The 21810-nt window shown below is 65.2% G+C and carries 20 protein-coding genes and 1 pseudogene; 14 read left to right on the top strand and 7 right to left on the bottom strand.

The features are described 5' to 3' along the window. Together ACVIIW_RS34750 and ACVIIW_RS34755 are read left to right on the top strand one after the other, a co-directional pair. Window positions 1-2313 carry a molybdopterin cofactor-binding domain-containing protein gene (locus tag ACVIIW_RS34750; RefSeq protein WP_456704825.1) on the top strand — a complete coding sequence of 771 codons (2313 nt, stop codon included), beginning with the start codon at window positions 1-3 and terminating at the stop codon, window positions 2311-2313. 56 nt (window positions 2314-2369) lie between these two features. Next, on the top strand, window positions 2370-2633 hold the full coding sequence (locus tag ACVIIW_RS34755) for a hypothetical protein (RefSeq protein ID WP_456704826.1): 264 nt from the start codon (window positions 2370-2372) through the stop codon (window positions 2631-2633). Window positions 2634-2723: 90 nt separating this feature from the next. Here ACVIIW_RS34755 and ACVIIW_RS34760 read toward each other — a convergent pair. The 3 genes and pseudogenes from ACVIIW_RS34760 to ACVIIW_RS34770 form a co-directional block, all read right to left on the bottom strand. Next, a pseudogene (locus ACVIIW_RS34760) lies at window positions 2724-2970 on the bottom strand (PQQ-dependent dehydrogenase, methanol/ethanol family); the annotation flags it as partial. Window positions 2971-3008: 38 nt separating this feature from the next. Then, window positions 3009-3473 (bottom strand): group III truncated hemoglobin, encoded by a 465-nt coding sequence (locus ACVIIW_RS34765; protein WP_456704827.1) that lies wholly within the window; start codon window positions 3471-3473, stop codon window positions 3009-3011. Between the two features lie 135 nt (window positions 3474-3608). Then, entirely contained in the window at window positions 3609-4460 is an 852-nt protein-coding gene (locus ACVIIW_RS34770) for a 3-hydroxybutyryl-CoA dehydrogenase (RefSeq protein ID WP_456704828.1), read from the bottom strand. An 808-nt stretch (window positions 4461-5268) separates the two neighbouring features. Here ACVIIW_RS34770 and ACVIIW_RS34775 point away from each other — a divergent pair. From ACVIIW_RS34775 to ACVIIW_RS34795, 5 genes are all read left to right on the top strand, one after another. After that, window positions 5269-5613 carry an ArsR/SmtB family transcription factor gene (locus ACVIIW_RS34775; RefSeq protein ID WP_456704829.1) on the top strand — a complete coding sequence of 115 codons (345 nt, stop codon included), beginning with the start codon at window positions 5269-5271 and terminating at the stop codon, window positions 5611-5613. A gap of 11 nt (window positions 5614-5624) precedes the next feature. Continuing rightward, on the top strand, window positions 5625-6089 hold the full coding sequence (locus ACVIIW_RS34780) for an ArsI/CadI family heavy metal resistance metalloenzyme (RefSeq protein WP_456704830.1): 465 nt from the start codon (window positions 5625-5627) through the stop codon (window positions 6087-6089). An 11-nt stretch (window positions 6090-6100) separates the two neighbouring features. After that, the gene (gene arsC, locus ACVIIW_RS34785) at window positions 6101-6514 is read left to right on the top strand and encodes an arsenate reductase (glutaredoxin) (protein WP_456704831.1); all 414 of its coding nucleotides are present in this window, start codon (window positions 6101-6103) and stop codon (window positions 6512-6514) included. Then, window positions 6511-7215, top strand: a complete 705-nt coding sequence (locus tag ACVIIW_RS34790; RefSeq protein WP_456704832.1) for an aquaporin — start codon at window positions 6511-6513, stop codon at window positions 7213-7215. The genes arsC and ACVIIW_RS34790 overlap by 4 nt, the downstream gene beginning before the upstream one ends. Window positions 7216-7352: 137 nt before the next feature. Beyond that, window positions 7353-8051, top strand: coding sequence for an ABC transporter permease (locus ACVIIW_RS34795; protein ID WP_456704833.1), 699 nt, complete (start codon window positions 7353-7355; stop codon window positions 8049-8051). Here ACVIIW_RS34795 and ACVIIW_RS34800 read toward each other — a convergent pair. Beyond that, entirely contained in the window at window positions 8025-8834 is an 810-nt protein-coding gene (locus ACVIIW_RS34800) for a substrate-binding domain-containing protein (RefSeq protein ID WP_456704834.1), read from the bottom strand. The two genes, ACVIIW_RS34795 and ACVIIW_RS34800, sit on opposite strands and share 27 nt — an antisense overlap. A 275-nt stretch (window positions 8835-9109) precedes the next feature. Between ACVIIW_RS34800 and ACVIIW_RS34805 the strand changes: the two genes are divergently transcribed. The 4 genes from ACVIIW_RS34805 to ACVIIW_RS34820 all read left to right on the top strand — a co-directional run bounded on the left by ACVIIW_RS34805 (window position 9110) and on the right by ACVIIW_RS34820 (window position 14065). Beyond that, a complete protein-coding gene (locus tag ACVIIW_RS34805; RefSeq protein ID WP_456704835.1) occupies window positions 9110-9373 on the top strand; it encodes a hypothetical protein in 264 nt (87 codons plus the stop codon). A gap of 142 nt (window positions 9374-9515) precedes the next feature. Beyond that, entirely contained in the window at window positions 9516-10664 is a 1149-nt protein-coding gene (locus tag ACVIIW_RS34810; protein ID WP_456704836.1) for a hypothetical protein, read from the top strand. Window positions 10665-10870: 206 nt separating this feature from the next. Continuing rightward, window positions 10871-11761 carry a BJP family subclass B3 metallo-beta-lactamase gene (gene blaBJP / locus ACVIIW_RS34815; protein ID WP_456704837.1) on the top strand — a complete coding sequence of 297 codons (891 nt, stop codon included), beginning with the start codon at window positions 10871-10873 and terminating at the stop codon, window positions 11759-11761. 297 nt (window positions 11762-12058) lie between these two features. Further along, the gene (locus ACVIIW_RS34820) at window positions 12059-14065 is read left to right on the top strand and encodes a putative bifunctional diguanylate cyclase/phosphodiesterase (RefSeq protein ID WP_456704838.1); all 2007 of its coding nucleotides are present in this window, start codon (window positions 12059-12061) and stop codon (window positions 14063-14065) included. Between the two features lie 7 nt (window positions 14066-14072). On the opposite strand, the gene hutU is transcribed toward ACVIIW_RS34820, so the two are convergent. From hutU to hutI, 3 genes are read right to left on the bottom strand one after another with little or no spacing between them, the layout of a single operon-like run. Beyond that, window positions 14073-15743, bottom strand: a complete 1671-nt coding sequence (gene hutU / locus ACVIIW_RS34825; RefSeq protein WP_456704839.1) for a urocanate hydratase — start codon at window positions 15741-15743, stop codon at window positions 14073-14075. A 10-nt stretch (window positions 15744-15753) separates the two neighbouring features. Next, window positions 15754-17313: a histidine ammonia-lyase gene (gene hutH / locus ACVIIW_RS34830; protein ID WP_456704840.1), complete on the bottom strand. Its 1560-nt coding sequence runs from the start codon at window positions 17311-17313 to the stop codon at window positions 15754-15756. Then, entirely contained in the window at window positions 17310-18524 is a 1215-nt protein-coding gene (hutI, locus tag ACVIIW_RS34835) for an imidazolonepropionase (protein ID WP_456704841.1), read from the bottom strand. The genes hutH and hutI overlap by 4 nt, the downstream gene beginning before the upstream one ends. Window positions 18525-18606: 82 nt before the next feature. Here hutI and ACVIIW_RS34840 point away from each other — a divergent pair, with 82 nt between their 5' ends. The 3 genes from ACVIIW_RS34840 (at window position 18607) to ACVIIW_RS34850 (ending at window position 21739) form a co-directional block, all read left to right on the top strand. Continuing rightward, window positions 18607-19965, top strand: coding sequence for a formimidoylglutamate deiminase (locus tag ACVIIW_RS34840; protein ID WP_456704842.1), 1359 nt, complete (start codon window positions 18607-18609; stop codon window positions 19963-19965). After that, on the top strand, window positions 19962-20690 hold the full coding sequence (hutC, locus tag ACVIIW_RS34845) for a histidine utilization repressor (protein WP_456704843.1): 729 nt from the start codon (window positions 19962-19964) through the stop codon (window positions 20688-20690). The genes ACVIIW_RS34840 and hutC overlap by 4 nt, the downstream gene beginning before the upstream one ends. Before the next feature lie 104 nt (window positions 20691-20794). Next, the gene (locus ACVIIW_RS34850) at window positions 20795-21739 is read left to right on the top strand and encodes an ABC transporter substrate-binding protein (protein ID WP_456704844.1); all 945 of its coding nucleotides are present in this window, start codon (window positions 20795-20797) and stop codon (window positions 21737-21739) included. Window positions 21740-21810 lie beyond the last annotated feature (71 nt).

Raw genomic sequence — 21810 nt, forward strand, 5'->3', positions numbered from 1 at the left:
ATGAATTTCATCGACAATCCGGGGAAGCTTCGAGGCTTTGAAAAGAATCTGAAGGTCGAGAAAATCTCACGCCGAAGCATCCTGAAGGGGCTCGGCGTTACCGGCGGTTTCGTGCTCTCCGCCCCCCTCATGTCGCGCCAGGCCTTTGCCTACGAGACCGGCGCCGGCAAGATGCCGCATGGCGTCGTGGTCGATCCGCGCGTCTTTGTCGCGGTCGCACCTGACGGCACCGTCACCATCCTCGCTCATCGCTCCGAGATGGGGACCGGCGTACGCACCAGCCTGCCGCTCATCGTCGCCGAGGAGATGGAGGCCGACTGGTCCAAGGTGAAGGTCGAGCAGGCCCACGGCGACGAGGTCAAGTACGGCAACCAGGACACTGACGGCTCGCGCAGCACGCGGCACTATCTGATCCCAATGCGCCAGATCGGCGCCTCGGCCCGCACCATGCTGGAGCAGGCCGCGGCAAAGCGCTGGAACGTGCCGGCGACTGAAGTGAAGGCCGCCAATCACGAGATCGTCCATAGCGCGAGCGGACGCAAGCTCGGCTTCGGCGAACTCGCGGCCGACGCTGCCAAGGAATCGGTGCCTGCGATCGAAGGCCTCAAGCTGAAGGATCCCAAGGATTTCCGCTATCTCGGCAAGGGCCAGGTCAGCATCGTCGATCTGCACGACATCACCACCGGCAAAGCGCGCTACGGAGCCGACGTGCGCCTGCCCGGGATGAAATACGCCGTGATCGCGCGTCCGCCAGTGACCGGCGGCAAGCTCAGTTCGTTTGATCCCGACGCGGCACTGAAGGTGCCCGGCGTCGAGAAGGTGATGAAGGTTCAAGGCTGGCCGTGGCCGTCCAAATTCCAGCCGCTCGGCGGTGTCGCGGTGATCGCACGCAACACCGGCGCTGCAATCAAGGGCCGCGACGCACTGAAGCTCGTCTGGGACGACGGCGCCAACGGCAAATACGACTCGGTCGCCTATCGCAAGGAGCTCGAGGAGGCCGCGCGCAAGCCCGGCCTTGTCGTGCGCCAGGAGGGCGACGCCGACTCAGCGCTGAAGGCCGCCGACAAGGTCGTGATCGGCGAATATTATCTGCCTCACCTCGCCCATGTCAGCATGGAGCCGCCGGTCGCGGTCGCCGACGTCAAGGGCGACAAGGCCGAGATCTGGGCGCCGGTGCAAAGCCCCGGCGGCACTCGCGAGGACGTCGCCAGGACGCTCGGCATCCCCGAGGGCAATGTCACCGTCAATGTCACGCTGCTCGGCGGCGGTTTCGGCCGCAAGTCGAAATGCGACTTCGCGCTCGAGGCCGCGCTGCTGTCGAAGGAGCTCGGCGTGCCCGTGAAGGTGCAGTGGACGCGCGAGGACGATCTCCATCACGACTTCCTGCACACGGTTTCGGTGGAACGGATCGAGGCGGGGCTCGACAAGGACGGCAAGGTGATCGCCTGGCGTCACCGTAGCGTGGCGCCGACGATCGGCTCGACCTTTGCGGCCGGCGCCAATCATGCGGCCCCGTTCGAGCTCGGCATGGGCCTCGTCGACATGCCGTTCGAGATCGCCAACGTCTCCTGCGAGAACCCGGAAGCCGCCGCGTTCACCCGCATCGGCTGGTTCCGCTCGGTCTCGAACATCCCGCGCGCCTTCGCGGTGCAGTCAATGGTCGGCGAGATCGCGAGCGCGACCGGCCGCGACCAGAAGGACACGCTGCTGGCGCTGATCGGCACGCCCCGCATCGTCAAGCCCAACGTCAAGGACCTCTGGAACTACGGCGAGCCCTATGACAGCTACCCGATCGACACCGCGCGCCTGCGCAAGGTGGTCGAGCTGGTGGCCGAGAAGGGCGAATGGGGGCGGACGGTGCCGAAGGGCCACGGCCTCGGCATCGCCGTGCACCGCAGCTTCGTCAGCTATATCGCGACCATCGTCGAGGTCGCCGTCGACGAAAAAGGCAAGCTTACGGTGCCACGGGTCGACACCGCAATCGACTGCGGCACCTATGTCAACCCGGAGCGCATCGCCTCGCAGATCGAGGGCGCGGCGATCATGGGCCTGAGCCTCGCCAAATATGGCGAGGTCAGCTTCAAGGACGGCAAGGTGGAGCAGAAGAACTTTGACGACTTCCAGGTGGTCAGAATCGACGAGGCTCCGCTGGTGACGAATGTCCACATCGTACCACCCGCACCAGACACGCCGCCGAGCGGCGTCGGCGAACCCGGAGTGCCGCCGTTCGCACCGGCGCTGATGAACGCCATTTTCTCGGCGACCGGCAAGCGCATCCGGGCGCTGCCGATCGGCAAGCAATTGGAGGCATAGAGGCGGAACATCCGGCGGCCCCGCGCCGTTTGCATCGATCTGACAGGAGCAGATCGATGACCAATATCCCAAGGGCGCTCGCAGTCTCGCTGCTGTCGAGCGCCTTTCTCTTGATCACCGCAGCCGCGTTCGCCCAGAGCAGCAACACCACGGTGCCAACGACAGCGACGCGCCCCACCGCACCGGACCAGAGTTCGCTTCCCAACGCCAGCGCCCCGCCCGCCTCGACCACCCAGACCACGGGGCAGAGCAGCACCGATCCGAACATCCGGGAGATGAATCAGAAGGCGAAGGACAAGGTCGAACGCGAGGGGAAGTAAGCCCCGGTCGCACACGCAAGATGCGGCGGACGTTGCCGTCCGCCGCATTTGCCCCCTGTCGCTCCGCGTCTCTCGATCCGCCTGCGGAGCCTATTTCTTCGGCGCGAACACCCAGATCACGCCGCCTTGCGACACGCTGGACTCGATGCCGACATTGTTGGTCGCGAGCGCGTCCTGGGTGCGCTGCGCGTCCACGCCCCGCGCGGACCGGATCGCGATGTATCGGGTGGCGTCGATCTCATAGGACATCGGCATGCCCATGATGCCGGAGTTGGTCTTCTGCTCCCACAACAGCTCGCCGACCCCTGGCGTTGAAGGCACGGAAGTTGCGGTCGTTGGCGAGGATGAGGATGCAGCGTTGGTTGATGTGCGCCGTCAGGGCCTGAGCAGGTGGCGTGGCGCGGCGATGCGGCCGGCAATGCCGGCGGAAGCCATTTCAAAGCTGTCGGCGATACGACGCGCCTTGTCGATAAAGAGCGCGGCTGCCGGCGGCGGGCAGACCTCGCGCGCGGTCTGTTCGAACAAATCGAGCCAGCGGTCGAAATGATCTCCGACCAGGCTGAGCGGCATATGCGCTCGCATCGGCGAGCCATGATAACGGCCGCTCATCAGCACGACCGACGACCAGAAGTCTTTGAGCTTGGCGAGATGTTCGTCCCAATTCTGCACGATCGCGAAAACAGGCCCGAGCAGGGCATCCTCGCGGACACGCCCGTAGAAGCGGGTGACGAGTTCCCCGATCATCTCCTCGGTAATCCCGGTGCGCTCGATCGCATCCTGGGTCAGCAGGTTCCGCCGCGTCGCCGCCGCTTCGCGCTCGGCCTTCAGTCGATCTGACATATCCTTGGTTTTCCGTTCGTTGTTCCCGCGAGCCGCCCGTTCGACATTGTCGGGCCAAAGCGCCGCGACAGCTTTGTCGTAGCGCAAATGGCGGGATTGAGCGGCGGGCATTGAAGTCCGCCGCCCGCGCCAGGATCAGGCGCCGTAGCTGTAAAAGCCCTGCCCGGTCTTGCGGCCGAGATGGCCGGCATCGACCATTTCCTTGAGCAAGGGGGCTGGACGATATTTAGGGTCGTTGAAGCCTTTATAAAAGACCTCCATCACCGAGAGCATGGTGTCGAGTCCTACGAGATCGGCGAGCGCCAGCGGCCCGATCGGATGGTTGCAGCCGAGCTTCATGCCGGCGTCGATTTCTTGCGCCGTCGCGATGCCCTCCTGGAGCGCGAAGATCGCCTCGTTGATCATCGGGCACAGGATGCGGTTGACGGCAAAGCCCGGGCTGTTCTTGGCCGTGATTGCCACCTTGCCGACGCGCTGGGCGAAATCGAGCGCCTTGGCGTGGGTATCGTCCGAGGTCTGAAGGCCGCGGATGAGTTCCAGCAATTGCATCACCGGAACCGGATTGAAGAAGTGCATGCCGATGAAGCGGTCGGGACGATCGGTCGCAGCCGCAAGCTTGGTGATCGAGATCGACGATGTGTTGGTCGCAACCAGTGTGCGCGGCGACAGCGTGGCGCAGAGATCCCTGAGGATCTTGACCTTGAGTTCCTCATTCTCCGTCGCGGCCTCGATGACGAGATCGCAATCGGACAGCTTGGTGCGATCCGTCGTGCCGGTGATGCGCTTGAGCGTCGCGTCGCGATCGGCCGGCGACATCTTCTCCTTCTTGACCAGGCGCTCGAGGCTGCCGCCGACGGTCGAAATGCCGCGGTTCACAGCCGCATCGGAGATGTCGACCATCACGACCGACAGCCCGGCGGCAGCGCATATCTGGGCGATGCCATTGCCCATGGTCCCTGCTCCGATGATGCCAACGGTATTGATCATGGAATGACGTCCTTCTCGTTGAGCGGGCCGGCCTTGTGGCAGCGTCCCGGTTTGACCTGAATTTCGAGCCGCGGGCGCCAAGAGTGCTGCACCGCATCCAGGTCCTTCCTTAGCGCATCCGTGGCGAGAATAAAGTCGCCTTTCCGCTGGCAGAGGGCATGATTTCACGCTCTCGCGGCCTGATCGGCCCGAGTTTTGCGGCTCGTTCCGCCCTGGGGAATGCCGAGGGCGCAGGGAAGGCCGGGCGCCGGCTGGCACCCGCGGTTCGCTGTGCGTGTGTAGCGCAATAGGAAGCTGCACAGCGACGTACAGGGCAGCCAGGACATCCCGACCTTCCCTGCGCGAGTGGTTTGACGGCTTATGCCGTGCCCTCCCCGGAGCCGAATTCCTTTGGCCTCCGTTGCCTTGCGAAAAGTTGGCGGTAAGGGCCGGTTGGCCTCGAGCCGCCTCCGCAAGGCGTGACTGTGGCGACGACAGCCAGGACCACACGGTTTTGCCGTACGCCGCTTGCGCGTTCGTCGCACGCGGCCGGGTGCTCACGAGGTTCGGCTCAATCCTTCCCTCGCCCTGCTCCCGAACCTTTGCGTGCCGACGCAAGCCAGCGTCCACCGCGGCTCACCCACGTACCGGACGACTCGCGATCCGTCCCTCGTGCCGGGTGAGGTGACGAGATACATACGCCATTTCCGAATTTCGGTAAAGGAGAATGTTTTGCAGGCCGGGCTTGACAGCTCGTCCGGGTGTGTCGCCGGGCGGGCCGGCCAAATTTCTGTTGACGCACCGCCATCATTTCAATAATCGTTGAAATATGGAAAAGACAGATGCCGTCACCGCGCTCGCCGCGCTGGCGCAGGACAATCGTCTCGACGTGTTCCGCCTGCTGGTGCAGGCCGGCCCCGACGGGATGGCCGCGGGCGCGATCGCGGAAGCGCTGGATCTCGCCCCCAACACGCTGACGTTTCACTTCGACCGGCTGCGCATGGCCGGCCTTGCCACGGTCCGGCGCGAAGGACGCTCGATGATCTATGCGGCGCGGTTCGAGACCATGAATGCGCTGATCGGCTTCCTCACCGAAAACTGCTGCGGCGGGGTGTCCTGCTCGCCCACCCCGCCTTCAAAACCTGCGCGAAAACGCAGCAAAGTCTTGACCTGAAAGGACAGAGCATGAAGCGCCTGCACGTTCACGTGTCCGTCGACGATCTCTCCCGCTCCATCGGGTTCTACTCAGCGCTGTTCGCAAGCGAGCCATCGATAGTGAAATCCGACTACGCCAAATGGATGCTCGAAGACCCCTGCGTGAATTTCGCGATCTCGACGCGCGGGCGCACGCCCGGCCTCGACCATCTCGGCATCCAGGTCGAGACCGGCGATGAGCTGCAAGAGGTCTATGGGCGGATCCGTCAGGCCGGCGGCGACATCATCGAGCAGGGGCAAACGACCTGCTGCTACGCCAAATCGGAGAAATCCTGGATCAATGATCCCGCCGGCATCGCCTGGGAGACGTTCCACACCACCGGCGAGAGCACCGATTACGGCAACGGCACCGGCGAGAACCGTGCTCGTGTTGCCAATGAAAAACAATCCGCCTGTTGCGCGTCGCAGGCGAAGCCGTCCCAGGCCTGCTGCTGAAGGTGCCAGCGATGGACGCGATCATCTACCACAATCCGGCCTGCGGCACCTCGCGCAACACGCTCGCCATGATCCGCAACGCCGGCATCGAGCCGCACGTGATCGAATATCTCAAGACACCGCCGTCGCGCGCCCTGTTGCAGCAACTTGCCGTACGCATGGGACTCTCGGTGCGCGAGCTGCTGCGCGAGAAAGGCACGCCCTATGCCGAGCTCGGGCTCGGCAACCCTGATCTGACCGACCACCAGCTTCTCGACGCCATGATGGCGCATCCGATCCTGATCAACCGTCCGATCGTGGTCACACCGAAAGGCGCAAGACTTTGCCGTCCCTCCGAGCTGGTGCTTGATCTCCTGCCTGCGCAGCAGGGCGAGTTCGTCAAGGAGGACGGCGAGCGTATCAGATTGGACCGTGGCGCCCGATGATGCCGGGCCTTGTGATCCCGAACATCGCGCCGCGAGCCATTGCCGAATGGCTGGGAACGGCCTTCCTGCTCGCCGCAGTGGTCGGCTCCGGGATCATGGCCCAAAAGCTCGCGGGCGGGAACGTCGCGCTGGCGCTGTTGTGCAACGCGATCGCCACCGGTTCGATCCTCGTCGTGCTGATTTTGATGTTTGCTCCCGTCTCGGGGGCGCACTTCAATCCGGCGGTGACGCTGGCCTATGCATTGCGCGGAGAGACGGCCTGGAGTGATGCGGCGGTCTACACCGCTGCGCAGATATCAGGCGCCATCATCGGCGTATGGATCGCGCATCTGATGTTCGGGCTTCCTGTCCTCCAGATTTCGCTGACGGAACGTGGCGGCGCCGGACAATGGCTCGCCGAGGCGGTGGCAACCTTCGGCCTGTTGCTGACGATTTTGGGCGTCGCCTCCCGAGCCTCGACTGCCGTTCCTTACGCAGTCGGCCTGTACATCACATCGGCCTATTGGTTCACGGCCTCGACGTCGTTTGCCAATCCCGCCGTCACCCTCGCCCGATCGCTGACCGACACGTTTGCAGGCATCGCCCCGCAGGGCGCGCCTGCCTTCATCGCCGCGCAGCTCATCGGGGCGGTCGCCGCCATTCCGCTTGCAGGCTGGCTGTGGGGCGCAGCGAATGTAAAGCATGCTGCTGCTTACAAATGAATGGAGTTTCCAAACTGCCCGTCCGCTGTATTCTTTGAATTCCCCGACGGATGGCAGGAAACCAGTGTGAAGCAAGTTCGCGGCTTCGGCATCGATAATTCCGGCAGGTTTGCCCCGGCTCTGAGGCATCAGGCCGGATGAGCGACTTCGCACGATCCCTCGTCGCCGCGTTCACGTTGATTGGCGAAGCCGACCCCGAACTGCTCGGCATCGTGGGCTTGTCGGTGCGGGTGAGCCTGACGGCCGGCATCGTCGCGCTGCTGATCGGCGCGCCGTTCGGCGCCCTGCTTGCGATCACGCGCTTTCGCGGGCGGCAGGTCATCATCGTGTTGACCAACGCGCTGCTCGGGCTGCCGCCGGTCGTGGTCGGACTTGCGCTCTATCTTCTGCTGTCGCGCTCCGGCCCGCTCGGCGCGGCTGGCCTGTTGTTCACGCCGACCGCCATGGTGATCGCACAGACGCTGCTCGCGACCCCGATCGTGGTCGCGCTGGTACATAGGCCGGCGAGCCTGCTGTGGGCCGAATACGGCGACCTCGCGCGGATCGACGGGCTGTCGACGCTGCGCAGCATCGGCCTGCTGTTTGCGCTCGGCCGCACCTCGTTGCTGACGGCCTTTCTCGCAGCCTTCGGGCGAGCCATCGCCGAGGTCGGCGCCATCATCATCGTCGGCGGCAACATCAGCGGCTTCACCCGCACGATGACGACGGCCATTGCGCTCGAGACCAGCAAGGGCGATCTGCCGCTGGCGCTGGGGCTCGGGCTGATCCTGCTCGCGCTCAGCGTCGCCGTCTCGACCGTCGCCTTCCTGCTAGTGGGACGCGTTGGGGAAAAATAGCTGCTCACCGCCGACCTTGTAGCCGGCGATCGCATCCTGCCCATTCGGTGAGATCAGCCAGTCGATGAAAGCCTGCCCATCCTTCGCCTTCACATTGGGATGCTTGTCCGGATTGACCAGCATGACGCCGTACTGGTTGAACAGCCGCTTGTCGCCCTCGGTCAGGATGGCAAGCTCGCCTCGGTTCTTGAACGACAGCCAGGTGCCGCGGTCCGACAGCAGATAGGCTGATGACGCCGAGGCCATGTTCAGCGCCGGGCCCATGCCCTGCCCGATCTCGCGATACCAGCCGGCCCTGCCGTCAGCGGGATCGACGCCCGCCTCTTTCCACAATCTCAGCTCGGCCGCATGCGTGCCGGACTTGTCGCCGCGCGAGATGAACGGCGCCTTTGCCGCTGCGATCTTGCGCAGGGCATCGGCGACGTCCTTGTCGCCGGCGATTTTCGCGGGATCGCTCTTCGGGCCGACGATGATGAAATCATTGTACATGACGTCGAACCGCTTCACGCCCTGCCCTTCGGACATGAACTTGTCTTCGGCGACCCTGTCGTGGACGAACACCACGTCGGCATCGCCGCGCCGTCCGATGTCCAATGCCTGGCCGGTGCCGACCGCTACGATCTTCACCGCGATGCCCTCGGCCTGGGTGAACAGCGGCAGCAGATAGCCGAACAGGCCGGACTGTTCGGTCGACGTCGTCGATGCCACGGTGATGCTGCGGTCCTGAGCCATCACGCAAGTCGACCAGAACAGAATCGCTGCGATGGCGGCAAGCTTCTTCATTGCGAGGTCCTCATCCCCTGGGTGGTGCAAACTAGGCGGGGCGAATGACGCGGGGAAGCCCGACGTTGGACGTGCTCGCCCTGTGGGTGCCATCGCTCTCGCGTATCAGGGCGGCTTCCGGGGCATCCTTCGCCTGAAGAGGCCTCTCACGCCTGCCTCACGTCTGTTGAACCCCGCGTGAGTTGCCGCCTGATCCCGGGAGGCGACGGAATATCGTGAGCGCCGGGCCGATCCCTTGGGGATGGAACGTTTTGGAGCATCCCATGACGAAGACTATGATCATCATCACCGCCCTGCGGCTCATGCTGTCGCCTGCCATCGCCGGGCCGGCGCAGGCCTGGCCCGGACAATGCTCAAGCACCGCCTGCGCGTGGGGCAGTGGGCCCGCCGCAGGCGAAGCGCTCACGTTGGTCCTCGTCCAGAGGCATGCGCTGCCGCATCCGCATGTTCGCAAGACCGAGCATGCTGCGATGCCCCCCGCGCCGACGCGCTTGCCTACACACGACGAAGATCCGCTCGCATCGTTGCATTGGGAATGAATGCTCGGGACGCGTGAGGCTGTGCAGATGTTCTGCAATTGGTCTCGCCCAGATTGACAGAGATGTGACGGGCGGGGCAGTTTTTCACATTGCTGGCGAATCAGCGATTGCCTACGGCAGCCTACCTCTTGGACAACTCCTGGTGCTTTCGAGACTGATATCGTTGCTGAGCCGCATTCCCGCGGTGAAATGGGCGTTCAACCGGCTTCGGCCCCTGCCGCACGGCAGCAGCATCGACGCGGCGCGCAGCGCCGCAGATGAACAGCCGGCCGTCGCCGCGGAAGCCACTCCAGCACGTGACACAATCAGCGCCGAGCCGCCTTGCGTGGCCGACCTTGAAGCCGGGACGCCTGAGGTCGGGGAGCACTCTGCCGTCGCCGTGATCGCGGTGATCGCGGATGGCCTGTCAGAAGCGCCTGCTGGTGTCAGCGTTGCCGAAGATTCCTCCGCCGAGGTGCCTGCAGTCGAGGCGGTCGTGGACGAGGCACCGGTCTTGTCTGCCGCAATCGAAGTCGTCGACGCCGATGAGCCCGTCAGCAGTGATCCACCTGCGGAACTGCCGGCCGAGGTTGAGCCAGTCCTCGCAGAGCAGGTTTTGAATACGCCTGTCGAGATGGAGGAGACTCCAATCGAGGCGTCCGATCTCGTCACGGACGATGAGCCGCTATCGGCCGTTGCCGTGGAGATCGAGCCGGACGCCTTCGAGGAGACCTCCCTCGTCGCGGACGACATTGACGGTTCCGAGATGGCCGCACCCGTCGTGATCGAAGCCAGCATCGACAGCGAGCCCGCTCCCGGCGTCGCGGCGGAGATCGAGCCGGTCGTCTCAAACGATCTCCCGCTCATCGCAGCCGAGAACGCGGCCGCCGGCGCGCCAGATGTCGTCATGCATGGCGAGCCGGAGCCGGCTCCTGCGTTGCCCACTCCGAAGATTTCCAGCGCGCCAAAGGGTCGCGCAAAGATCGTGGAGCCCGCCGATCGCGCCGCGCTGATCCGCCAGCGCTGGACCGAGACCGGGATCAGGATGTGGAATCCGCGGCTTCACGGCACCGGCGAAGCGACGCTGAACATCCAGGGACGCATCGGGCTGCTGCCGCCCGAGCCCGGCGAGAGCATGCCGCGCTACGACAAGCTCGAATTCAGGATGTTGGGCGGACAGATCGTCTGCGAGGGCGTCATCGTCGAGGCCCCCGTACATGCCGGCCAGCGCAGCTTTACCCGGCTCGCCGAGCCGCGCGGCACGGATCGCACCCGTGAGCCGGTGCGGGAACGCCAGGCCGCTCTCGCCTGATTCTTTCAACGGCGCGATGGTCGAAGCTCGGGCCGGGCGCCGACAGCTGTCATGCTCACATCGGGCAGCGACCGTTATTCCGCGCATGACGCGGAATTTTTCGAACGCGAGGCGGTTGCTGCCGCGTCACGCAACAACTAGCGTGCTGCCGGTCGATCGGCGGAGCTCGGCCGCGGTCGCAACGACATGACATCGGGAGGCAATCCATGAAAAAGCTCGCGGCGGCGCTGTGTGCGCTGGCGCTCCTCGCACCAGCTGCGCAGGCGCAATCGATCAAGGACTTCATGGCGGTCGTCATGAAGAAATGGACCGCACCGTTCGACCCGTTCCAGCTGATCGACAACATCTATTACGTCGGCACCGACGGCATCGCCGTCTACATCATCAAGACCTCGCAGGGCCTGATCCTGATGGACACCGCGATGCCGCAGTCAACAGGCATGATCAAGGACAACATCGCCAAGCTGGGCTTCAAGGTTGCCGACATCAAATACATCCTGAACAGCCACGCCCATCTCGACCACACCGGCGGCTTCGCCGAGATCAAGCAGGAGAGCGGCGCACAGCTGGTGGCTGGCGAGCGCGACAAGCCGCTGCTCGAAGGCGGCTACTATCCGGGCGACGAGAGGAACGCCGATCTCAGCTTTCCGCCCGTCAAGGTCGATCGCACGGTGAAGGAAGGCGACAAGGTCACGCTCGGCGAGACCACGCTGACGGCACACGCGACACCAGGCCACTCGCCCGGCTGCACGAGCTGGGAGATGACGGTGAAAGACGGCGGCCAGGACCGCGAGGTGCTGTTCTTCTGCAGCGGCACCGTCGCGCTGAACCGGCTGGTGGGACAGCCGACCTATCCCGGCATCGTCGACGACTATCGCGCAACCTTCGCGAAGGCCAAGGCCATGAAGATCGACGTGCTGCTCGGGCCGCACCCGGAGGTCTATGGCATGCAGGACAAGCGCGCGCAGCAGATCAAGAGCGAGACGCCGAATCCGTTCGTCAAGCCGGGTGAGCTTGCGACCTATGCCAGCGGCCTGTCGAAGGATTTCGACAAGCAGCTCGCCAAGCAGACGGCGGCGCTGGAGATTGCGAAGTAGCAGTGCGCAGGTCGGCAAGATGCGAGGGGCGGCGATCGTCCGAGGCGATCGCCGCTACGACCGTCCGGACGCTTATGGTGAGCAAAACGTAACTGGAATGCGGGATCATTCGTGACAATCCCCGCCGCTCCCGTCTTCCATCCTTAACAGGCCCTCACCGATGCGCGCCGATTGAGGAACCCGCGGCAATTTGCAACCAGCGCTGGTGTTCCCCGGGTGGAACCAATCTAACGCGGTCTTTACCCCAGCCGTGCAAGATTGCCTTCGTTTTTGAAGGGATTTGGGGCGCGTATTGCAATGCCTGCCGTCGATTTGAAAGCCCAGTTCACCGCCGCGAAGCAGCTGTTCCGCGTGTCTGATGACCCGGACCTGATGCGTGCGCAATTCGATGCCTTCTCCAAGCAGATCCCGCTGCTGTACCTGATCCTGATCAGCAACACGATCGCGGTCGCCTACAGCTACGTCAACGTCGCACCGGACTGGCTGACGATGATCGTGCCGAGCGCGCTGACGCTGCTCGCGGCGCTTCGGACATTCTGGTGGCTGCGCCAGCGCCACCTGGTGCGCAGCGATGCCGACATCCTGCGCAATCTGCGCGCCACGAACTGGATGACGCTGCCGATCGGCGCCGGATTCACCGCCTGGTCATTCGCGCTCTACCCGTACGGAGATCCCTTCGGCAAGAGCCAGATCGCCTTCTACATGGCGGTGACCGTGATCGGCTGCATCTTCTCGCTGATGCATCTGCGTTCGGCAGCCCTGATCGTGACTCTGGTCGTCGACGTTCCCTATGTGCTGTTCTTCTGGGCCACGGGCGAACCGACGTTGAAGGCGATCGCAGTCAACAACCTGCTGGTCTCCGGCGCGATGGTGACGGTGCTGTTCATCTATTATCGCGACTTCGCCGATCTCGTCGCCAGTCGCAAATCGCTGCTGACGCACCAGGCGGCGACGCAGGCCCTGTCGGACGAGAACTTCCGCCTCGCCAACCTGGATTCCCTCACCGAGCTGCCGAACCGCCGCCGCTTCTTCGCCGAGTTGTCGAGCGCGTTTGCTGATGCCGAGCGCAGGCACGTCGGCATCGCCGTCGGCATCATCGACCTCGACGACTTCAAGCCGATCAACGACAATTACGGCCATTCCGTCGGCGACCGCGTGTTGATCGAGGCCGGCCGCCGCATCCGCGAGGTCTGCGAGGGCTTTGGGCCGCAAAGGGTCGAGTTTGCGCGGCTCGGCGGCGACGAGTTCGGTGTCGTCGTATGCGGCGATCCCGAGGACGCCGATCTGGCGCGGCTCGGCGAGCGCATCGGCGAGCAGGTCAAGCTGCCCTACCAGCTCGACACGGCGCATACCGGCCTGTCCTGCTCGATCGGCTTTGCGCTGTACCCGCGCTCGGCCTCGACGGCGGAGGCTCTGTATGAATGCGCCGATTATTCGCTGAATCATGCCAAGCGCCGTCTGGGCGGCCGCACCGTCACCTTCTCGAGCGAGCTGGAGGCGGAGATCCGCAGCCGCGGCGTGATCGAAAACCTGCTGCGCACCCTGGACTTCGACACCGAGATGGAGCTGGCGTTCCAGCCGATCGTCGACGCCATGAGCGAGCATACTGCAGGCTTCGAAGCGCTGGCTCGCTGGCAGAGCCCCCGCCTCGGCTGGGTTTCGCCAGCCGATTTCATCCCGGCCGCCGAGCGCATCGGGCTGATCCGCCCCCTGACCCAGTCGCTGCTGGTGCGCGCGCTCGCGGCCGCCAAGGCCTGGCCTGAGCACACCCGCCTCTCGTTCAACCTCTCGGCCCACGACATCTGCTCGCCCGACGGAATCCTCGCGCTGATCGGCATCATCGAGAAGAGCGGCGTGGCTCCGCGCCGGCTCGATTTCGAGATCACCGAGACCGCCGTCACCTTCGATTTCGTGCGCGCCCAGCAGTCGATCGCCGCGCTCAAGGCGATGGGTTGCGGCATCTCGCTGGACGATTTCGGCACCGGCTATTCGTCGCTGAGCCATGTGCACCGCCTGCCGCTGGACAAGCTCAAGATCGATCGCAGCTTCGTCGCCGACATCAACGACAATCCCGTCAGCCACAAGATCGTCAAATCGCTCACCGGCCTGTGTGACGACATGGAGATCGCCTGCGTCGTCGAGGGCGTCGAGACCCGCGCCCAGCTCGACAGCCTGCGCCGTCTCGGCTGCGATTTCGTGCAGGGCTATTATTTCTCAAAGCCGATGCCCGGCGCGGCGATCGAGCAGTATCTCGCGAAGGAACGCGAGCGGTTCGACGGCGCCGACGCCAAGGTCGTCGCGTGAGGCGGCGCTACTTCGAAAGGCTCGGCAGATCGAGGCCCTTGTCGCGGGCGCAGTCGATCGCGATGTCGTAGCCTGCATCGGCGTGGCGCATGACGCCGGAGGCCGGATCGTTCCAGAGCACGCGCTCGATGCGCCTGGCCGCATCCGGCGTGCCGTCCGCGACGATCACCATGCCGGCGTGCTGGGAATAGCCGATGCCGACGCCGCCGCCATGATGCAGCGAGACCCAGGTCGCGCCGCTGGCGCAATTCAGGAGCGCGTTGAGCAGCGGCCAGTCGGACACGGCGTCCGAGCCGTCCTTCATCGCCTCGGTTTCCCGGTTCGGGCTTGCCACCGAGCCAGAGTCGAGATGATCGCGGCCGATCACGACAGGCGCCTTCAACTCGCCGCGCGCGACCATCTCGTTGAAGGCGAGGCCGAGGCGATGGCGATCGCCGAGACCAACCCAGCAGATCCGCGCCGGCAGGCCCTGGAACTTGATCCGCTCTCTCGCCATGTCGAGCCAGTTGTGCAGATGCTTGTCGTCGGGCATCAGCTCCTTGACCCTGGCGTCTGTCTTGAAGATGTCCTCGGGATCGCCCGAGAGCGCAGCCCAGCGGAACGGACCGATGCCGCGGCAGAACAGCGGACGGATATAGGCGGGCACGAAGCCGGGGAACGCGAAGGCGTTTGTCAGGCCCATGTCCTGCGCCATCTGGCGGATGTTGTTGCCGTAGTCGAGCGTCGGGATTCCCTGCGCGTGGAAATCGAGCATGGCCTGGACGTGTTCGACCATCGAGCTCTTCGACGCACGCTCCACCGCTTTCGGATCGGAGGCGCGCTTTGCTTCCCAATCGGCGAGCGTCCAGCCCTTCGGCAAATAGCCGTTGATCGGATCGTGCGCGCTGGTCTGGTCGGTGACGATGTCGGGCCTGACGCCACGGCGCACCAGCTCCGGGAAAATCTCGGCGGCATTGCCGAGCAGGCCGACCGAGACCGGCTTCTTCGTCTTCGCGGCCTCGGCCAGGATCGCGAGCGCTTCATCGAGCGTTGCGGACTGGCGGTCGAGATAGCCGGTGCGCAACCGCATCTCGATGCGGCTCGGCTGGCATTCGACCGCGAGCATCGAGGCGCCGGCCATCGTCGCCGCCAGCGGCTGCGCGCCGCCCATACCGCCGAGGCCGGCGGTGAGAATCCATCTGCCGGCGAGGCTGCCGCCATAGTGCCGACGGCCGACCTCGACGAAGGTCTCGTAAGTGCCCTGCACGATGCCCTGGCTGCCGATATAGATCCAGGAACCCGCCGTCATCTGCCCGTACATCATCAGGCCCTGGCGATCGAGCTCGTTGAAATGATCGAGCGTCGCCCAATGCGGCACGATGTTGGAGTTGGCGATCAGCACGCGCGGCGCATCGGCATGGGTGCGGAAGATGCCGACCGGCTTGCCTGATTGCACCAGCAGCGTCTGGTCGTTCTCGAGCTTGCGCAACGCCGCGGTGATCCGGTCGAAGCTCTCCCAGTCGCGCGCGGCGCGCCCGATGCCGCCGTAGACGACGAGCTCGCTCGGGCGTTCCGCGACGTCGGGATCGAGATTGTTCATGAGCATGCGCAGCGGCGCTTCCGTCAGCCAGCTCTTGGCGCTGATCTCGCTGCCTCGGGGGGCGCGGATGGTGCGGTCATTGTCCAGTCGGCGGTTCATGCGGACCTCTTCAGCTCAGTCTCGGAAACGGATCGGTTGAAAGCCTGGCGAGCGCCGCCGACGGCAATGCATCGGCTTCGATCAGCGCGGCGGCTTCGGCGAGATCGCCGGCCATGTATCGATCGGCGCCAAGCGCAGGCACCTGCTCGCGGAGCGCGGCGATGACGGCTGCGAGCGGCCCGCTGGTCGCATGCGGCGCGCGCAGCGTGATACCTTGGGCAGCGACCAGCAGCTCGATGCCCAAAATGGCGGCGAGATTGTCGGCCATGTCGGACAGCCGCCGCGCGGCATGCGCCGCCATGGAGACATGGTCTTCCTGGTTGGCGCTGGTCGGCGTCGAGTCGATCGAGCAGGCCGCGGCGCGCTGCTTGTTCTCGGCATAGAGTGCAGCCGCCGTCACCTCGGCGATCATGAAGCCGGAATTGATGCCGGGATCCGGCGTCAGGAACGGCGGCAGGCCAAAGTTCAGCGCCGGATCGACCAGCGTCGCGATACGCCGCTCGCTGATCGCGCCGATCTCCGACAGCGCCAGCGCGATCGTGTCGGCGGCAAAGGCCACCGGCTCCGCATGGAAATTGCCCCCGGAGACGATCTCGCCGGTCTCGACCAGAACCAGCGGATTGTCGGTGACGGCATTGGCCTCGACGATCAGCGTGCGCGCAGCCTGCGTGATCAGATCCAGCGCGGCCCCCGCGACCTGCGGCTGGCAGCGCAGGCAATATGGATCCTGCACGCGCTCGTCGCCTTCGAGATGCGACAACCTGATGTCGCTGCCATCGAGCAGCGCGGTCAGCGTCGCGGCCGCGGCGATCTGGCCGGGATGACCGCGCAGCGCCTGGATCTCGGGACGGAACGGCGCGGTCGAGGCCATCGCGGCATCGACCGACAGCGCACCGGTGACGAGCGCCGCGCGGGCGAGGCGAAATGCGCGCAGCACGCCTGATATGGCGTAGGCGGTCGAGAACTGCGTGCCGTTGATCAGCGCGAGCCCCTCCTTGGGGCCAAGCGTCAGCGGTGCGAGACCGGCTGCAGCGAGTGCTTCGCGGCCGGACACCGTCTTGCCATCGACGATCGCCTGCCCCTCGCCGATCATCACCGCGGTCATATGCGCGAGCGGGGCGAGATCGCCGGAGGCGCCGACCGAACCCTGCTGCGGTACCAGCGGATACACGCGTTGCGCCAGCATGGCCTGCAGTTGCTCGATCACGTCGCGGCGCACGCCGGAGGCGCCGCGCCCGAGCGAGATGATTTTCAGCGCGATCATCAGCCGGACGATCGGCTCGGGCGTCGCCGGGCCGACGCCGCAGCAATGCGAGACGATGAGATTGCGTTGGAGCAGCGCGGTCTGCTCGGGGGGAATGCGCTTCGAGGCCAGCTTCCCGAAGCCGGTGTTGATGCCATAGACCGGGGCAGCCGCCTGAGCAGCGTTCGCGACAATCGCCGCAGCCGCCTCGACACGCGGCCAGAATGCGACATCGAGCACGACGGGCGCGCCTTCCAGCACGCGCGCGAGATCGTCGAGGCTGACCGTTCCCTTGATGGTGACCATCGCGGCGCCCGGCTCCGTCACTGGCCCCTCCAGACGCGGCGGTGCAGCGGATTGAAGCCGATGCGATAGACCAGTTCGGCGGGACGCTCGATGTCCCAGATTGCGAGATCGCACCATTTGCCGGCCTCGAGCGTGCCGGTCTCGTCGAGCACGCCGAGCGCCCGCGCGCCTTCGCGGGTGACGCCCGTGAGGCATTCGGCGACATTCATCCGGAACAACGTCGCGCCCATGTTCATCGCAAGCAGCAGCGAGGTCAGCGGCGAGCTGCCGGGATTGCAGTCGGTCGCCAGCGCCATGTGCACGCCATGCTTGCGGAAGACCTCGACCGGCGGCTTTTGCGTCTCGCGAATGAAGTAGTAGGCGCCAGGCAGCAGCACGGCGACCGTGCCGGCCTTCGCCATTGCAGCGGCGCCGGCTTCGTCGGTATGCTCGAGATGATCGGCCGAGAGCGCGGAGAATCTTGCAGCGAGTGCCGCGCCGCCGAGATTCGAGAGCTGATCGGCATGAAGCTTCACGGGCAGACCGAGCGACCTTGCCGCCTCGAACACAAGCGCGGTCTGCTCGGCCGAGAATGCGATGCCTTCCATGAAGGCATCGACGGCATCGGCAAGCCCCGCCTGTGCCACCGCAGGCAGCATCGCCTTGCAGACGAGATCGATGTAGCGATCCTTGTCGCCATCGGCTTCCACCGGCAGCGCGTGCGCGCCGAGGAAGGAGGTGCGGATCGCGACCTTCCGTTGACGGCCGAGGCTGCGCGCGGCAGAAAGCTGCCGCATCTCGGTCTCGGCGTCGAGGCCATAGCCGGACTTGATCTCGATCGTCGTGACGCCCTCGCCGATCAGCGCATCAAGCCGCGGCAGCGCGCTTGCGACGAGTTCGGCCTCGCCGGCCTTGCGTGTCGCGGCGACCGTGGAGACGATGCCGCCGCCGGCGCGCGCGATCTCCTCGTAGCTCGCGCCCTTCAGGCGCAACTCGAATTCCTGGGCCCGGTTGCCGCCATAGACGAGATGGGTGTGGCAGTCGACGAGCCCCGGTGTGATCCAGCGCCCCTCGCAATCGATCCGCTGGATGGCGTCGGCATTGTCAGGGAAATCCGCCGCCGCGCCGGCATAGACGATGTAGCCGCCGCGCATGGCAATCACGCCATGCTCGATCTCGCCGAGATCGGGACGATCGGCCCGCATCGTGGCCAGCCGGGCGTTATGCCAGATCCGGTCGAAGCGCTGTGTCATGCGACGGTCCCTTCGTGGGATGCTTGACTTATATGTCTAGACATATAATCGTAAGACGGTTCTGTCCAGCCGGCGTGTCATCATGTCCCGACTGCATTTCGCCTCCGCGCTCCTGCCTTCGGGCTGGGCCACTGACGTGCAGGTGGTGATCACCGCCGGCGCGATTGCGGAGGTGACGCCTGATGTGGCGCCTGATAGCGGCGACGAGCGCCACGACATCGCGCTGCCGGGGCTTGCGAGCCTGCACAGCCACGCCTTTCAGCGCGGCATGGCGGGACTTGCCGAGTTGCGCGGCAACTCGACCGACACCTTCTGGACCTGGCGCGAGACGATGTATCGTTTCGCACTGGCGATGACGCCCGAGGACGTGACGGCCGTTGCGACGCTGCTTTACGTCGAGATGCTGGAGCAGGGTTTTACCCGCGTCGGCGAATTCCATTATCTCCACCACGACCGCGACGGCTCGCCCTACACCGATCCCGCCGAGATGGCCGCGCGGATTGCGCAAGCGGCCGAATCCTCCGGCATTGGCCTCACATTGCTGCCGAGCTTCTATGCGCATGGGTCCTTCGGCGGCACCGCGCCGCATGACGGCCAGCGCCGTTTCATCTGTTCGGTCGATCAGTTCGCCAAGCTCATGGCTGCGTCACGCAAGACCATCGCAAAACTGCCCGGCGCCAATATCGGCATCGCCCCGCACAGCCTGCGCGCCGTGGCGCCGGACGAACTCTCGGCGATCATTCCGCTCGCCAATGGCGGCCCTGTGCATATTCATGCCGCGGAACAGGTGAAGGAAGTCGAGGATTGCCTGGCCTGGTCGGGGCGGCGTCCGGTGCAATGGCTGCTGGAGCACGCGCCGGTCGATCGGCACTGGTGCGTCATTCACGCGACGCACATGACGGAGCAGGAAGTCAGCGCATTGGCGAAGACCGGCGCGGTGGCGGGCCTCTGCCCCATCACCGAAGCGAGCCTCGGCGACGGCATCTTTCCCGCGCGCGAATTTCTCGAGGCCGGCGGATCGTTCGGCATCGGCACCGATTCCAACGTGCTGGTCGGCGCCGCCGATGAACTGCGCCAGCTTGAGTACGGCCAGCGGCTCAAGCATCGCGCGCGCAACGTGTTGTCGGGCGGCGCGGGCCGTTCGACCGGTCGCACGCTGTTCGACGCTGCCGTCGCAGGCGGCGCGCAGGCCATGGCGCAGCCAGCAGTCGGTCTCTCCCCTGGTGCACGTGCTGACATCGTCACGCTCGACGGCTCGCACCCGTCGCTGGCAGGACGGGCGCGCGACGCCGTGATTGACGGCTGGATCTTCGCGGCTGGTAGCACCGCGATCGATTGCGTCTGGGCCGGCGGCAACAAGGTCGTCGAGGGCGGCCGGCATAAATGGCGCCAAGCTGCGCGCGAGCGCTTCAAGGCGGCAGTGCGGAGGCTCGTCGCATGAGCCTTTCGACCGAGACGGCCGATAAGCCGACGCTCTACAAGCGCATTCGCGCCGACATCGAGAAGCGCATCCTGACCGGCGAATGGCCGCCGGGCCATCGCATTCCGTTCGAGCATGAGCTCGTTGCCCGCTACGGCTGCTCGCGCATGACCGTGAACAAGGCGCTGTCCGAGCTCGCGCAGGCCGACCTGATCGAGCGGCGGCGCCGGGCCGGCTCCTTCGTGCGAAGGCCGCAGCATCAGTCGGCAGTGCTCAAGATTGCCGACATCCGCGCCGAGATCACCGCGCTCGGCCGCAGCTATGGCTACGAGTTGATCAGCCGCAAGCAGCGCACCGCGACTGCTGCTGACCGCGGACGTCTCGGCGTCAAGAAGGCCGGCAAGGTCGTCGCGATCTCCTGCCGCCACAGCGCCGACCAGGTGCCGTTCGCCGTCGAGGATCGGCTGATCGATCTGTCATCCGTGCCTTCTGCGGCGACCGCGGATTTTTCCCAGGAACCGCCCGGCTCCTGGCTGCTTCATCATGTCCCCTGGACGGAGGCCGAGCACACGATCAGCGCCATCGTCGCGGATGATCGCACGGCGGAGGCGCTCGACATCGCGATCGGCGCGCCATGCCTCGTGATCGACCGCTATACCTGGCGCAGCGCGCGCACCATCACCGCGGTGCGCCTGCTCTATCCCGGCGATTCTCACCGACTTGTCGCGCGATTCAAGGGAGGCTGAGGGAACGATGTCGGCACAAATCGTGCAATGCTTCCGGCAACGGTCCATGGGGACCGACAGAGATCAACAGGACGTCAATCCATCTGGGCAAGAGGACGACAATCATGCGTAGTTCGACAATTTTTGCGACCATCATTGCGCTCGCGGCCACGACGCCCGCGCTCGCCGACGACGTCAAGGTCGGAATCGGCATCTCCGGCTGGACCGGCTTCGCGCCGCTGACGCTGGCGAAGGAAGCCGGCATCTTCAAGAAGAACGGCCTCGACGTCACCATCAAGAAGATCCCGCAGAAGGACCGCCACCTGGCCATCGCTTCGGGCGACGTCCAGTGCGCCGCGACCACGGTCGAGACCTGGATCTCCTGGAACGCCAACGGCGTCGCGACCAAGCAGATCTTCCAGCTCGACAAGAGTTTTGGTGCCGATGGCATGGCCGTGCGCAACGACATCACGTCGATCAAGGAGCTGAAAGGCAAGACGGTCGCGGCCTCCGCGCCCGGCACCTCGCCCTATTTCGCGCTGGCCTGGATGCTGAAGAAGAATGGCCTCACGGTGAAGGACGTCACCGTCGTGAACCTCGAACCGGCTGCGGCTGCGCAGGCCTTCGTCTCCGGTCAGAACGATGCCGCGATGACTTACGAACCGTATCTGTCGACCGTGCGCGCCGCCCCTGACAAGGGCAAGATCATCGCGACCACGCTCGACTATCCGATCGTGATGGACACGTTCGGCTGCACGCCGAAATTCCTCAGCGAGAACCCGAAGGCGGCGCAGGCGCTGGCCAACAGCTATTTCGAAGCGCTCGACATGATCGCCAAGGACCAGGCCAAGTCCTACGAGATCATGGGCGCCGACGTGAAGCAGACCGGCGAGCAGTTCGGCAACTCGGCAAAGTACCTGCGCTGGCAGGACAAGGCCGCGAACCAGAAGTTCTTTGCAGGCGATTTCCTCGCCTTCAACAAGGATGCGACCGAGCTGCTGCTCGAAATGGGCATCATCAAATCGGCGCCGAAGGTCGAAGACCTCTTCGACGCCAGCTTCATCAAGTAGGCCCCGACAAGCCGCTTGGTCCCGCCGTGCGGCGGGACCAGCCTATGTTCGACCACTCGGATAGACCAACG

The organism is Bradyrhizobium sp. USDA 4449 (genome assembly GCF_054056275.1).